A 15,641-nucleotide genomic window follows, 5' to 3' on the forward strand; every position below is an offset into this window, starting at 1 on the left:
TAAACACGGATTTTTGTTTTTTTAAATAAAAAAACAAAAAATCAATATTATTCATCATCACCTCAAACAAAAACATAAGAAAGTAGAAGCAATAAAGTATGCATAACAACTGTAAAAGGATCCGCGAGCTTTTTACGTCTGTTACATTCCAAAAAACTTTTGAAAAATAAATCAAATTAAATTGCCAATTATTAATAAAATGAGACAAAGAACCTAATACTTATTAATAAATATTATAAAGTAATGGATTTTACAAAGAAATTTGCTTTCTTTACCCCTTCAATACGACAATACGAAGATTATTAATGATGAACAGCCAAATCTTAAAAGCACTTTACTTTCAGGAATCACAATCAATTGCACAGCTAAGTAAAACTTTTAATAAAAGTATTCCGGTTATTACCAAATCAATAAATTCCTTACTGGAAATGAAACTCATTGAGGGTAATGGTTTTGCGACATCAACGGGAGGAAGACGCGCTATTCAATTCAAGCTAAATAATAGCCTTTCTCATTATATGTTAGTTATTGCGCTTGATCAATATTATACATCGATTTACATTTATAATCTTGAAAACAAAATAATTGAACAGATTACTGATCAATATAATCCCCTTTCTTGCGAGTCAGAAGCACTCCAAAACATCATCAGTTATGCTGATCAGCTTATTACTAAGTCACAGATTCCACTAGCCAATTTTATTGCGGCTGGTGTCAGTATGCCCGGATTTGTAAACACACAAAAAGGCGTTAATGATTCGTACGATAAAAAATGTAACCTACACCACATAAAAAAACACATCACTGATCATTTTAAAATTCCGACGATTATTGAAAACGACTCCACCTGCATTGCTTTTGCCGAACAAAAATTTGGCGCCGCACAAAAGACAACAAATGCGTTAGTCATCAATTTAAATTGGGGGGTCGGATTAGGCATGATCGTAAACGGTCAAATATTTAAAGGATCGAGTGGTTATGCAGGAGAATTTAGCCATATACCACTAAGCCATAGCAACACCCTTTGTTCCTGTGGAAAAAAAGGATGTTTAGAAGTAGAGGCATCGCTCAGCGCTGCAGTAAAAGATGTACAAAATGCTTTAAAGGCCGGAGAAAAATCGAGTTTAGAAGCCGAGCAATATAATAACCTATTAGCACAAGGTGATGCTTTACTGGAGAATGCATTACAGGGTGATCAGCTTGCTATTGCCAGTCTTGGGAAAATTGGCTATATGTTAGGAAAAGGCATTGCTACATTAATCCATATCCTTAACCCTGAAGTCATCATCATCAGTGGCCGGGGAGCCAAAGCTGGCGCCATACTCATGCCTCAGATTCAGACTGCAGTAAATGAATTTTGCATACCTAGATTGGCCAGCACAACACAATTAAAAATATCAGAAACAAATAAACAGGCACAAAGTATTGGGACTGTTGCCTTTATTATAGAAAACACATTACAAACCCTTATAACTACAAACTAATTAGCTTATAAATCATTACTCATGAATTATTTTCAGAAAAAGAGTGCAGGATTAGCGTTATGCACTTTAGTCAGTGCATCATCCTTATTCGCACAGCAATCCATTACCGGAACAGTAAAAGATGCTTCGGGGCCCGTATCCGGCGTAACGGTTACCGTAAAAGGAACCTCAAGAGCTACACAAACCACTGCAAACGGCAGTTTTACCATCCAGGCTTCACAGGGAGAAATCTTGCGATTTACAACGATTGGATACAAAACTACTGAAATTACTGTTGGCTCAACTAAATCGATTAATGTAACATTAACGCAAGATGCTTCTGCATTAGACGAAGTCGTCGTAACAGCAATGGGTATCAAACGTGATGCAAAAGCATTAGGGTATGCGGTCAGCAATATCAAATCAGAAGAAATTACAAAAGCAGGAAATACCAATTTTGGATCTGCATTGTACGGAAAAGCTCCAGGTGTTAAGATCACAACAGCACCGGGCGGTTCAGCAAGTGCTGTAAATGTACAGATCCGTGGCATTAACTCGTTGAACTACCAAAGACAACCCCTTTATGTAGTCGACGGTATTATTATTCGTAATGATCAACAAAATGGTGCCTCAGGAGCTAACAACAACAACTTCAACAATGATCAGCGTATCCGTGGAAATGGAATGCTAGATATTAATCCTTCTGACATTGATAATATTTCTATTTTAAAAGGAGCTGCAGCAAGTGCACTATACGGTTCAGATGCAGCAAGTGGGGTTATTGTCATCACCACTAAAAAAGGTACTAAAGGCCGCGGGCTTGGTGTTGATTTCAATTACAACGGTTCTTTGGAGAGAGCGGCATTTCTTCCAAAATTCCAAAATGAATATGGACCTGGGTATGATGCTACAATTAATACAACAAATGGAGCAACTGCCGAAGGTTGGATCACAGATCCAAATTCTCCATCAGGAAGAAGACCTTATTTTAGATCTTACGCCAGTTTTGGTCCAAAATTTACAGGCGAGGATGTACTATGGTGGGATGGACAAGTAAGACCATATGTGGCTCGAAAAAACAACTATTATGATGTCTTTGATAAAGGTTACAATTCAACAGCAAACGTTGGTATATCCAATCAAACCGAAAAACTAAACTACCGTTTAAGTGCAACCCGAATGGATTACAAAAGTACAAGTCCAGGTAGCAAGCAAAATAAAAATACCTTCAACTTAAACAGTTCACTTAAATTAAGTGACAAAATATCAACAGATATCGTTGCAAACTATATCAATACCAACACACACAACCGTACCTATTTACTTGGAAATGTTTTGGGAAGCTTTGATGGGTTTTTCAGCAGAACTGAAGATATGGCAGCAATGAAAAATGCATACCAAACTTCTGATGGTTATAAGTACTCTAAATTTGGAACGGGTCGACCAGAAGATTTCACCTATACCATGAGGGCGTCCAATCTGTTGGATTACTTCTGGAATCAGTACAAAAACAGCTACGATGAAACTGAAAATCGCCTCTTAACAAGCGCTACATTAAATTGGGATATTGTCAATCATTTAAAATTCCGTGGAAGAATTGGTAATGACTTTACATCTGCTACGAGTACAAACAAACAGTATAATGAAAATGCAACCGTGTACAATCTTCCTGACAGAAGTACAGGTGGATATGCAACAACAAAAGGAGCTTATTCTATCTTGTATGGTGATGCCATGTTGACATACAGCAACAAAATCAATCAAGATTTTGACTATACTGCAAGCGTTGGTTTCCAATCTCGTTCGGAAAACTATGATGATCAATCTTCAAGTACGGACGCTGGTTTGGTTACAGAAAACTGGTTCAGTCTAAGCAACAGTTTAGTCCAACCATTAACAACTAACAGCCGCAAGGAGATGTTAAAATACGCCTATTTTGGATCATTAAATGTGGGTTACAAAGGTTATCTATATCTTGATGGTACTTATCGTTCAGAATATTCTTCTACGCTACCTGTTCAAAACAATAACTATCAATATGGTTCTGTTAGCGGAAGTTTTATCTTCAGTGATGCTTTCAATATGAAGTCTGATAAATTCTCATATGGTAAACTTCGTGCATCATATGGTATAGTAGGGAATGATGCGGCGATCTATGAAGCCAATATCGCTTATATGCAAGGTCCATTATTAACAGTTAATGGAGCAATACCAGCATTAACCTATAAAAATAGATACGGGAATTTAGACCTTAGACCTGAACGAAAATATGAAATGGAGTTTGGTCTGGAATTAAAATTCTTAAAAAATAGATTAGGTTTAGATGTGAGTTACTACAATAATTACATCGAGAATCAAATTCTTGGATTGACATCTCCAGCTTCTACAGGTGCTACTTCTCAAATTTTAAATATCGGAAAGATAGCTAATAATGGTTTAGAACTTTCTTTAAACGGTACACCGATCCAAAATGAAAACTTTACGTGGACCTCGAGATTGAACTATTCATTCAACAATTCCAGAGTAAAGGAATTAATGGCTGGTGTCAATGAACTTGTTTTCTATAGTGCTGATGCTAATTCATTAAAGATAACAGCAAAAGCAGGAGAAAAATTGGGTAATATCTATGTCTACGATATCGCAAAAGATGATCATGGTAATAATTTGATTTCAGATGAAGGTTATTATGTAATGGACAAATCCAAATATAAAATGGTTGGCAACATTATGCCTAAAGCAATTGGCGGATGGACAAACACATTTACATATAAAAACTTCATGTTAGATTTTACAGCTGATTATCGCTTCGGTGGTAAAATGGTTTCTGAGAATTTAAAATACGGAATGGCTTCCGGGCTGTATGAGAACACCCTTCCATATAGAGAAACTGGAGTTACTCTGCCAGGAGTTAATGCCAATACAGGTAAAACTAATGACGTCAATCTCAGTGGAGCAGAATACTACTTCAATACATTTAACTGGGGTGATGACTCTTGGTCTGAAAAAGGGGCAGTATATGACAATGATTTCATTAAGCTGAGAGAGTTATCCATTGGTTACCGTATTCCTGATAGCTTTACAAAAAGAATAAAAATGAACAATCTTAGATTTTCATTAATCGGTAGAAATTTATTTTATATCTACAGAACTTTAGAAAATCTAGACCCGGAAGCACCTGTAGGAAATGCATGGTGGTCACAAGGAGTTGATGTTGGTTCATCAGCGGCGACAAGAAGTTTCGGATTTTCATTAAATGCAAACTTTTAACTCTAAATCTTAAGAATCATGAAAAAAATACTCATTACTATATTTACAGTTGCTACAATCTTCTCATCATTGATAGGATGTAAAAAACAACTGGAAGAGAAATTCCAAAATCCTGATGCGACAGAAAAAGCAAGTATTTCGGCTTTCTTCGCTGAATTATTAAATAATGATCGCGTAAGACCATCATACTGGCATTATCGTACATTCATATTGTCTAATCAAGCAATTTATACACAGACGGCATCTTTCACACCGTCTAACTCTATGTACCAACCTAGTGATAGCTATTCTTATCAATATTGGACCGATTTTTATGCTCCAGGTGTATTAGGAATATATCGTTCTATGGAAAAAGCTTATACAGCTCTTCCAGAAACTGAACAACCCAATTCGAAAATAATTCTTCAGGCCGCTAAAGTTGTGATGTATGATGAAGCTTCTAAACTAATTGACAATTTTGGAGATATCCCATTTAGTGAAGCTGGAAGTCTACCATTCACAAATGAGATCAAATTGCCCAAATTTGATGAGCAAAAAGAATTATATTATCAATTTATTGCAGATTTAAAAGAAATAAACACTTATTTTGAATCTGCAAAGTCAACACCTGAATTCAGTAAATATGATATTCTCAATAAAGGTAATATCACAAAATGGAGAAAATATACAAATTCATTGAGATTACGTTTATTGATGAGAATTTCAAATGTTGATGAGGCAAAAGCAAGAACTGAAATTTTGGAAATGTTAAATAATCCAGCACAATACCCACTTGCTGACGGTGATAATGATGCTAATTACAAACCAGATCAAGCAGACATCTTACTTGCTCCTCTGACAAATAACACATCGACACTAAGACAGGCATTGATTGAAGGTCCTAATCACTATGCGACAGACCATATGTTAAACAAAGTGATGTTACCATCACAAGATCCTCGCATTCCTGTATTTTATGATAAATTTGGAAAAACAGTTGATGGAAAGTTTATTGCAAATAAAGAATATAGGGCTATGCCAATTACCTTCACTTCAATTGAGGTAGAACAAAATTTCCCACTTTATTCAGTTTTGGATTCGACCACATTTGCTGATAATAAAAGATTACCAGGCATTGTTTTCTCTGCAAGTGAGACAAATTTCATAAAGGCGGAAGCACAATTGAGATGGGGTTCAGCAGCTTTAGCAAAAGAGGCTTATAATACTGCGGTAAAACAATCTATTTCTTTTTATTATTATCTAAACAGTATAAATGATGTCGAACTGAAGAAAGAAACAAAACCTAGCGAAAATATCATTACTAATTTCGTTGATAAATCATCCATCTCATTTACTGGTAATTCTAACAAAGATTTAGAATTAATATTAACACAAAAATGGCTTCATTATGGATTTCTTCAAGCACAGCAAGCTTGGGCAGAATTGCGCAGAACAGGTTATCCTGTATTGACATTTCCTGTTGCAGGATTAGTAAATTTTGCAAACCCGCCGATGCGATTAAACTATCCTTCTGAAGAAACAGCAAATAATAGTGAAAACTATGAAGCAGTAAAAGCAAAGGACAAGAGAGATACCAAAATATTTTGGGACGTCAACTAATTTTTTATACCTTTAAAACGAAAGCCACGTGAGTGGCTTTCGTTTTATAATAACAAATTATAACCAAATGAAATTAAAAACCTTAATTCCTACCCTAGCATTACTTTGGGCAGGACAACATAGTTTTGGTCAGGCCCATAATGTATCTTCTGGTTACCAAAAACCAACCGACCCATTAGTTATTGAAAACCTTGAACAATGGCAGGACATGAAATTCGGACTTTTTATGCACTGGGGCACGTACAGTCAATGGGGTATTGTCGAAAGCTGGAGCTTATGTCCGGAAGATGAAGGTTGGACACAACGTAAACCGGAACATGGAAAGAACTATTATGATTATGTAAAGAATTACGAAAATTTACAAAAAACATTCAATCCAACAGATTTCGATCCTAAAAAATGGGCCGATGCCACAAAAGCTGCCGGGATGAAATATGTTGTATTTACCACAAAGCACCACGATGGATTTGCCATGTTTGACACGAAAGAGTCTGACTACAAAGTTACCTCTCCCAATACACCATTTTCAAAAAATCCGAAAGCCAATATCACAAAAGAAATTTTCAATTCCTTCCGAAACGATGGCTTTAAAATAGGAGCTTATTTTTCGAAACCTGATTGGCATACCGATTTTTATTGGTGGAACTATTTTCCACCTAAAGACCGTAACGTGAATTACGATCCGCAAAAACATCCTGAAAGATGGGAGAAGTTTAAAAACTATACCTACAACCAATTGAACGAATTGACCTCTGAATATGGAAAAGTGGATATTTTATGGCTAGACGGCGGTTGGGTAAGACCGTTCAAAACCATTGATCAATCTGTTGACTGGCAACGAACCATTAAGGTAGAACAAGATATAGATATGGACCGTATCGGTAATATGGCGCGGAAGAACCAGCCGGGCATCATTGTCGTCGACCGTACTGTACCGGGGAAGTGGGAAAATTATGTCACGCCGGAACAGGCCATCCCAGAACACACATTAGACATCCCGTGGGAGAGTTGCATCACCATGGGTAACTCTTTTAGTTATGTTCCTAATGATCAGTACAAGCCCACTAAAAAAATTGTAGAAACTTTGATCAAAATTATCGCACGAGGAGGCAATTATTTAATGAACATCGCGCCTGGACCAAATGGGGACTACGACCAAGCGGCGTATGACAGATTAAAAGAATTAGCATCATGGATACAGATCAACGAAGGCGCAATATATGCTACCCGTCCAGTCGCTCCCTATCACGAAGGAGATTACTACTATACCAGAAGTAAGGACGGCAAGACCGTCAATGTTTTCCATATTGTAGAAGGCGACAGCTATAAACAACCAACTGAGTTTACGTTCAACGTTCCACAGAATTTCAAAATTAAAGACATGAGTATCTTAGGTCACACAGGAAAATTGAAATGGACACAAAAAGAAAATCAAATTGTTGTTAAGAATCCGAGCACAAAATTAAACTATGCTACCGTTATTCAATTAAAATCGAAATAAGGTTTAACAATAAATAACTACATAAAACCTACTGCATCTGATCCTGCAGTAGGTTTTTTTTTGCCCTTCTCTCCGAATCCTGTTACAATTTTTCGAAACTTATATCACTTCTCAAAGAATAGTTTTAAAATAATAAAATCTCTCAAAAATTTTAAATTCCCCATTTTATTCCTTACAAAATATTGAAATCTTAATCAAAATATCTTAAAGAGATTAAAATAATATTAATTCCCGTTATTAAGAAAATATACTTATTAAAAAAAAGTAAAAAGTATTTGCATCTTAATAATATAACTGTAACTTTACTATTACGGAAAACCAATCCAATTATGAATAACCAGATTATAAAAGCAATATACTTTCAAAAACTGCAATCGATTGCGCAGTTGAGTAAGACATTTAATAAGAGTATTCCACTCATTACAAAGTCAGTAAACTCATTACTGGAAATGAATTTAATTGAAGGTAATGACCTTGCAGCATCTACTGGTGGAAGAAGAGCTATTCAATTTAAAATAAATAACAATTTAAACACTTATACTTTAGTTATAGCATTAGACCAATTCTACACTTCCATTTACATATTTGATCTAGAAAATAACGTGATTGCAGAAAATGTCGACAACTATAATCCTTTAAAAAATAGCAATAAAGCTTTAGAGACAATTATCAGTCTAACAGAAGCCATCATTGTTGAATCAAAAATTCCTGTTACCGATTTCTTAGGTATAGGCATTAGTATGCCTGGCTTCGTTGATACAGAGAAAGGTATTAATGATTCATATGATAAACAATCAAAGCTATATCATATTAAAAAGCACATATCCGATCATTTTAAAATTCCAACGATCATTGAAAATGACTCCACCTGTATTGCTTTTTCAGAACAAAAATTTGGTGCTGCTAAAAATATAAAAAGTTCTTTAGTCATTAATCTCAATTGGGGTGTGGGTTTGGGTATGATCGTTAACGATCAAATATTCAAAGGATCAAGTGGTTACGCTGGCGAATTTAGTCATATCCCACTCAGTGACAGTAACGAATTATGTTCTTGCGGAAAAAAAGGCTGTCTCGAAGTAGAAGCTTCCCTAACCGCCGCAGTAAAAAACGTACAGACAGCAATTAATGCAGGAGAAAAATCGAGCTTAGAAGGTGACCAACACAATAACCTCTTAGCTCAGGGTGATGCACTCTTAGAAAGTGCCCTAAATGGCGATCAATTAGCTGTCGCCAATCTTGGAAAAATAGGTTATATGCTAGGAAAAGGAATAGCGACATTAATTCATATCCTCAATCCTGAAGCTATCATCATCAGTGGTAGAGGAGCTCGGGCAGGAAACATTTTAATGCCTCAAATCCAAACAGCAATCAACGAATTTTGTATTCCACGATTAGCACAGGCTACACAGCTAAAAATATCTGATACAAATAAACAGGCACAGAGTCTAGGAACTTCAGCCTTTATTATAGACAATTTTATACAAACACTTTTTCACACAAACTAATCACACTTATAAACCATTTATTATGAGTTATTTTTACAAAAAAAGTGCGGGATTGGCATTATGCACCTTATTTAGTGCATCCTCCCTTTTCGCACAGCAATCTATTACCGGGAGAGTAACAGATGCAAAAGGACCAGTCGCCGGTGTAACAGTTTCTGTCAAAGGAACAGCTCGCGGAACACAGACGGACACAAATGGTAGTTTTACAATTCAAGCCTCACAAGGCGAAACTTTACGTTTTTCCAATATTGGGTACAAGTCAACAGAAATTGTAGTTGGATCAACTAAAACGATTAATACTACTTTAACTGAAGATGCTTCAGCATTAGATGAAGTTGTCGTAACCGCAATGGGTGTAAAGCGTGAAAAGAAAACACTTGGCTATTCTTTTCAAGAAGTTAAAGCAGAGCAGATAACTGATGCAAAGGAAAACAATATCGCTAATGCTTTAGTTGGAAAAGTGTCAGGTCTACAGGTTATCAAGGGTTCTAACGGACCAGCTTCCTCAACTAAATTAACATTGAGAGGAAATAACTCTTTAACAGGAGATAATCAACCATTAATAATTGTAGATGGTGTGCCACTTAATAATTTTTTAGGAGCCAAAAATAATGATTTTTGGAATCCAGGTACAGATATGGGAAGTGGCTTAGGGGACATTAATCCTGAAGATATTGCAACAATGTCGGTATTAAAATCAGGTGCCGCTTCAGCATTATATGGATCCAGAGCAGGAAATGGGGCAATTGTAATCACAACGAAGTCAGGAAAAGCACAAAAGGGTACGGGTATTACTTATTCATCAACTTTAGGTTTAGAGAGATTGTTTTTAATCCCTGAAATTCAAAGCTCGTTTGGTCAAGGAAGAGATGGGGCATTAATTCCTACAAGTACAGATAATTGGGGAGCACCAATTGATAAATCCTACGACAATATTAACAACTTCTTCAAAACGGGAGTTAATCATACACAAAATGTATCGTTCCAACAACAATTTGAAGAAACTAGTATCTATTCTTCTGCAACTTACTTAAATGATCAAAGTAAGATTCCTGGATCTTCATTTGAAAGAATAAATTTAATGACGAAGGTAAATTCTTCTTTTGGAGCAAATAAAAGATGGGTAACAGATGTGAAAGTCCAGTACATGAATTCCAATGCGAAAAACCGTCCATTATCTGGTCAAAATAATTCAAATGCCTATGCAACTTTATTTAGAATGCCAAGATCATTGAATATTTTAGATTTTAAAGACGCTGTTAACGATCAAGGAAAAATGCTGTGGTATGGTACGAGTAACTCAACAAACCCCTACTGGTTAGCGAAATACAAATTGAATGAAGATGTTCGTGATCGATTCATTATGAATGGAAATTTAAAATATAAAATCACGGATTGGTTAGATGCCGAAGCTCGTTTTGGTAGCGATCAATATACTACAAATTATTCAAATAAAACTTACTCAGGAAGTCCACTAGCTACAACGGGTCAATATTCATTAGGAAAAAATACGTTCTTTGAGAACAACTATACAGTTGCATTAAACGCAAGAAAAGATGACTTATTTGGAAAATGGGGAGGGGCCTTATCTCTATTTGGACAAATCATGAAAACCAAATCAACTGGAATTGATGCAAATGCCGGTGATTTAGAAGTTCCTGATCTATTTTATATTAGAAATAGTAAATCAAATCCTTCAGTAGATGAATCATTCTATAGAAAACAAATAAATTCAGTATATGCATCAGGAGAAATTAACTATGATGGATACTGGTTCATAAATTTTACAGGAAGAAATGACTGGTCTTCAGCATTAGGGTTAAATAATCGTTCATTCTTTTATCCATCTGTAAGTACATCATTTGTTCTCTCAGACATGATTACAAAAAATGGAGGAAGTCTTCCAAATTGGTTAAGTTTTGCGAAAATAAGAGGATCTTATGCTGCTGTTGGTAATGATTTACCAGCATATCAATTATATAATGTTTATAACATTGGAAAAGATCCAAATGGTAATACAACTGCCAGTAGAAATAAAATTAAATATAATCCGGACATTGTTAGTGAATTAATCAAGACTCTGGAATTTGGCTTTGACACAAGATTCTTTAATAGTAGGTTAGGATTAGATTTTGCTTGGTATAAGACCAACGCAACAAATCAATTGATCGATTTACCTATGAATCCACAAAGTGGTTATGAATCGGAAAAAATCAATGCTGGAAACATTCAAAATCAAGGGATCGAAATCGTAATGGATGGTCGAATATTAACAGATCCAGATAAATTAAATTGGACAACGAGTATTAATTTTTCTAGAAATAAAAATAAGATCGTTAGTCTAACAGAACAATCCAAAACCTATCCTTTAGGAGGTTTTGATAATCTTGCTATTCGAGCAGTTGAGGGAGGACTATATGGCGATATTTATGGAACTAAATTTGTACGTGTGGAAGATGCTTCTAGTCAATATAATGGTCAGCTTTTATTAAATGGAAATGGATTACCTCAAGCAACAGAGATTCAATTAATCGGAAATCAGGCACCTAAAGCTTTGGCGGGATGGACCAACAACTTTTCTTATAAAAATATAGGATTAAGTTTTCAAATTGATGGTCGATTTGGCGGAGAATTCTTTTCGGGAACAAACGTCAATCTACAGGCAAATGGAAGTGCCGCGTCAACAGTTGTTGATGGTAAACGGGACAACATGGTTGTTGGTGGGGTTATTAAACAAGGAGACGGATATGTAGTTAATGATAAATCTGTAACTCCTCAACAATATTGGACACAAGTAGCAACATCTGGGAATATGGGTATCAGTGAAGCTAATTTATACGATGCAACCAATATAAGACTTAGAAACATCAACCTAAGTTACAACATTCCCTCTAACATATTAAAAAGCAGTATATTACAAAGAGCAAAAGTTAGTTTCACTGTAAACAACGTATGGATGATCAAGAGTTATGCAAACGGTATTGATCCTGAATCAGTATTCTCAATTAATTCCAATGCAACAGGGTTTGAAAACTTTTCAACACCTACTTCAAGATCTTACTTTATCAATTTAACACTAGGATTTTAATATTCAATATTATGAAAAATATATTTTCAAAACTTAGCATAGCTATTTTACTTGCTGGAAGTTTTGTCTCATGTAATAAATTTGAGGAAATAAACACAAGTCCAACGGCAGCAAATGAAAACCAAGTTCAAGTAGAATATTTCCTTAATAATTCTATTACTGGAGCACAACAAGATCCAAATATTGCAGAACGTATCTTTGTATTAGATTGGAAGACAGCTGGAAGACAGCACATGACAAACGGATTAGCACTGGGAACTGTTAATGATGATTGGTCAAGAGAATATTGGCGCTATTCAGCAGAATGGTTAAATAGTGTAAGCACTGGTATTATTATTGGTGAAGAACAAATTGCCAAAGGCACTGCAAAAGAATATACCAATAACATGGTTCAGATTTCAAGAATTTGGAAAGTCTACTTAATGAGTGAGTTAACTGACAATTTTGGACCAATTCCAATTGAAGGTTTTAAAGGTGTTAATCCTAAAACTAATTCAGTAAAAGAAGTTTATTATTTTCTCTTTGATGAGTTAAAAGATGCTATTTCAAAAATTGATGAAAAAATAGTAATACCAGCTGATTTCTCAAAATTCGATCGTGTTTATGGGTTTAAATATGATAATTGGGTTCGTTATGCGAATTCTATGCGTATGCGTTTAGCCATGCGCTTATCTGAAGTCGATGCCGCCAAAGCAAAGACTGAATTTGAATCTGCAGTTGCTACAAAACGATTCATTACAACAACTGATCAAAATTTTACAGTTGCAGAAAGACCGGGATGGGATGCATTAACTGGTGTTATGAGTCGAGAATGGAATTCGCAAACACTTTCAGCTACACTCAACAACCTTTTTATTGGACTTGGAGGAATTAAATCAGAAGTACAAATCTCAAGTACTATGACAAGTGCCATTAAAGACGAAAAATATATTGGAAAAAGGTATGCAAATCAATTTACAACACTGACTAACGATCCTTCGGCTGGATATTGGCTAGATGGTCTTCCTAATAAAATTGATCCAAGAGCATATAAAGCATTTTATATTCCTGGCGATTTAACAAATAGTAATTATTCAATGTATCCTTCGTGGACTGAAGATGCTAAAACAAATGTAGACACTTTAATTAATGGCTCAACAAAAATTGCTGTCAATACAAAATATACCTGGAACGCATTTTCTCTTGGAGACTGGGGAGCTAAAGGCTCCAATAATAGATTAAGAAGTACTTTAGTTGGAAAAGTACCCGCATTAAGTCAGCAGTTTAGAGCAAGTGCTAGCAGTCGAATCTTTTTTGCTAATTGGGAAACCTATTTTTTGCTAGCGGAAGCATCAGTTAAGGGGTGGAATACTGGGACTTCTGCTCAAATAGCATATGAAGATGGAATTAAGGCTAATTTTGCATACTGGGGTGTATCACAATTTGCAAGCGAATACCTAAATTCATCAGATTTCAATCGAGTAGGAACATCTGTAAAATTTACGCATACCACCGAGCCTGGAAATACGCATCAGATGAATTATGTTGATGGTTACACAGGTACAACAGGAACAGTAAATATCAACTATCCTATCAATAATATTTACAAAAATGGAACTGTTAGAAATGATATCTTAACAAAAATAATAACGCAGAAATTTATTGCAAATCTACCTTGGTTACCTTTAGAAGGATGGAATGATCAAAGAAGATTAGGATTACCTTTCTTTGAAAATCCGGCAATTGAAAATCCGTTGACTAATTTACCTGATCTAAACTCAGGAAATTATATGACTAGTAACATTAAATTTTTTCCACAAAGATTACCTTATCCTTCTTCATTTAGAGAAGCTGACGGTGTTGAATACAATAATGCTGTTACATTATTAGGAGGTGCTGATAAAGTATTAACCCCTCTTTGGTGGGCTCAACAGAAATAATAAGGTAGAGTGCCGGCACTTTTAGTACCGGCACTCCACTTAATTATTTTTATAGTGGAAGATAATATATGAGGCAACTTAAGAAGAAGCTTCCAAATTTGGATATCAAACTTTGAAAAAATCAAAAATTCATCTGACACTAAATTTTACAATTAATTTTTCTACAGATGAATTTATGAACAAACTATTCTTCTTTTCGATTATCATACTAACTATACTTTCTTCTTGCAATAATTATAAACCAGCACTATTAACATCAACTCAGATTTTTAACGAAGGTCAGGTACCTTTCAAACAGTGCCACGCCTCCACTATAGAACAAATTGGAAAAGATAGCCTAATTGCCGCCTGGTTTGGAGGCACACATGAATCCAATCCCGATGTTGTTATCTGGACTTCACATTATATTAATGGTAAATGGCAGCACCCTGTGCAAGTTGCCGATGGAGTCCTTGGAGACATACGCTATCCAACATGGAACCCCGTATTTTATCAACATCCAGCATCGGACAGCTTATATCTTTATTATAAAATAGGACCTAATCCTAGAGAATGGAAAGGTTATTACAAATATTCGCTAGATAAAGGCAATACCTGGTCAACAGCGAAAGCATTACCCCAAAACATTTTAGGTCCCATCAAAAATAAACCCATCACCCTAAAAAATGGTACTATCCTTTCCCCTTCAAGCACCGAGTCAAAAGACGAAATTTGGAAAGCTCATTTAGAGATCAGCGCAGATAGAGGTAACACATGGTCAATTGTTAACATTAACCATGCAAGCCCAGTTCAGGTTATCCAACCTAGTATAGTAAAACATAAAAACGGAAACATTCAGGTTTTATGCCGCAGTAAAGAGAATAAAGTCATGAGTTCATTTTCCAATGATGATGGGCAGACGTGGCAACCTTGGCAAGCGACAAACTTGCTCAATCCAAATGCGGCAACAGACGCAATATGTCTAAAAAACGGACAATTTATGATCGTCTATAATCCCGATCTTGCCGGAAAAGATTGGTGGGAAGGACGTACGAAACTACGCGTGGCATTATCTAAAGACGGTCTGAATTGGAAAGATGCATTGATCTTAGAAGATGGTAAAAAGGGAGATGAATACTCCTACCCGACAATAATACAAGATGATGAAGGTTTGATACATATCAGCTACACATGGAATCGAAAAAGCATTAAGCACATTGTATTAAAATAAAACTGGGGTTGTCTATAAATAGACAGCCCCAGTTTTATTTTATATCCTAAGTGAGTAGGATCATTAAAGATTCAATGCGTGTGCAGCAT

At 35.5% G+C, this 15,641-nt stretch carries 8 protein-coding genes; all 8 read left to right on the forward strand.

What is annotated here, in order from left to right:
- Positions 1-305 precede the first annotated feature (305 nt).
- A complete protein-coding gene (locus JAZ75_RS03570; protein WP_132772432.1) occupies positions 306-1,484 on the forward strand; it encodes an ROK family protein in 1,179 nt (392 codons plus the stop codon).
- Positions 1,485-1,505: 21 nt separating this feature from the next.
- A complete protein-coding gene (locus JAZ75_RS03575; protein ID WP_208700270.1) occupies positions 1,506-4,730 on the forward strand; it encodes a SusC/RagA family TonB-linked outer membrane protein in 3,225 nt (1,074 codons plus the stop codon).
- Positions 4,731-4,748: 18 nt separating this feature from the next.
- On the forward strand, positions 4,749-6,329 hold the full coding sequence (locus JAZ75_RS03580) for a SusD/RagB family nutrient-binding outer membrane lipoprotein (RefSeq protein ID WP_208700272.1): 1,581 nt from the start codon (positions 4,749-4,751) through the stop codon (positions 6,327-6,329).
- Between the two features lie 67 nt (positions 6,330-6,396).
- On the forward strand, positions 6,397-7,830 hold the full coding sequence (locus tag JAZ75_RS03585) for an alpha-L-fucosidase (protein ID WP_208700274.1): 1,434 nt from the start codon (positions 6,397-6,399) through the stop codon (positions 7,828-7,830).
- 329 nt (positions 7,831-8,159) lie between these two features.
- Positions 8,160-9,335: an ROK family protein gene (locus JAZ75_RS03590; protein ID WP_208700276.1), complete on the forward strand. Its 1,176-nt coding sequence runs from the start codon at positions 8,160-8,162 to the stop codon at positions 9,333-9,335.
- Between the two features lie 22 nt (positions 9,336-9,357).
- A complete protein-coding gene (locus JAZ75_RS03595) occupies positions 9,358-12,423 on the forward strand; it encodes a SusC/RagA family TonB-linked outer membrane protein (protein WP_208700278.1) in 3,066 nt (1,021 codons plus the stop codon).
- An 11-nt stretch (positions 12,424-12,434) separates the two neighbouring features.
- On the forward strand, positions 12,435-14,342 hold the full coding sequence (locus JAZ75_RS03600) for a SusD/RagB family nutrient-binding outer membrane lipoprotein (RefSeq protein WP_208700280.1): 1,908 nt from the start codon (positions 12,435-12,437) through the stop codon (positions 14,340-14,342).
- A gap of 175 nt (positions 14,343-14,517) precedes the next feature.
- Entirely contained in the window at positions 14,518-15,552 is a 1,035-nt protein-coding gene (locus JAZ75_RS03605) for a sialidase family protein (RefSeq protein ID WP_208700282.1), read from the forward strand.
- Positions 15,553-15,641 lie beyond the last annotated feature (89 nt).

This window comes from Sphingobacterium sp. UDSM-2020, from assembly GCF_016132525.1.
GTDB classification, from domain to species: Bacteria; Bacteroidota; Bacteroidia; order Sphingobacteriales; family Sphingobacteriaceae; genus Sphingobacterium; species Sphingobacterium anhuiense.

What these genes read in the sequence shown, in the direction of transcription:
- JAZ75_RS03570 (WP_132772432.1), top strand. Translation starts at nt 306, where the DNA reads ATGATGAACAGCCAAATCTTAAAAGCACTTTACTTTCAGGAATCACAA.
- JAZ75_RS03575 (WP_208700270.1), top strand. Translation starts at nt 1,506, where the DNA reads ATGAATTATTTTCAGAAAAAGAGTGCAGGATTAGCGTTATGCACTTTA.
- JAZ75_RS03590 (WP_208700276.1), top strand. Translation starts at nt 8,160, where the DNA reads ATGAATAACCAGATTATAAAAGCAATATACTTTCAAAAACTGCAATCG.
- JAZ75_RS03580 (WP_208700272.1), top strand. Translation starts at nt 4,749, where the DNA reads ATGAAAAAAATACTCATTACTATATTTACAGTTGCTACAATCTTCTCA.
- JAZ75_RS03585 (WP_208700274.1), top strand. Translation starts at nt 6,397, where the DNA reads ATGAAATTAAAAACCTTAATTCCTACCCTAGCATTACTTTGGGCAGGA.
- JAZ75_RS03605 (WP_208700282.1), top strand. Translation starts at nt 14,518, where the DNA reads ATGAACAAACTATTCTTCTTTTCGATTATCATACTAACTATACTTTCT.
- JAZ75_RS03600 (WP_208700280.1), top strand. Translation starts at nt 12,435, where the DNA reads ATGAAAAATATATTTTCAAAACTTAGCATAGCTATTTTACTTGCTGGA.
- JAZ75_RS03595 (WP_208700278.1), top strand. Translation starts at nt 9,358, where the DNA reads ATGAGTTATTTTTACAAAAAAAGTGCGGGATTGGCATTATGCACCTTA.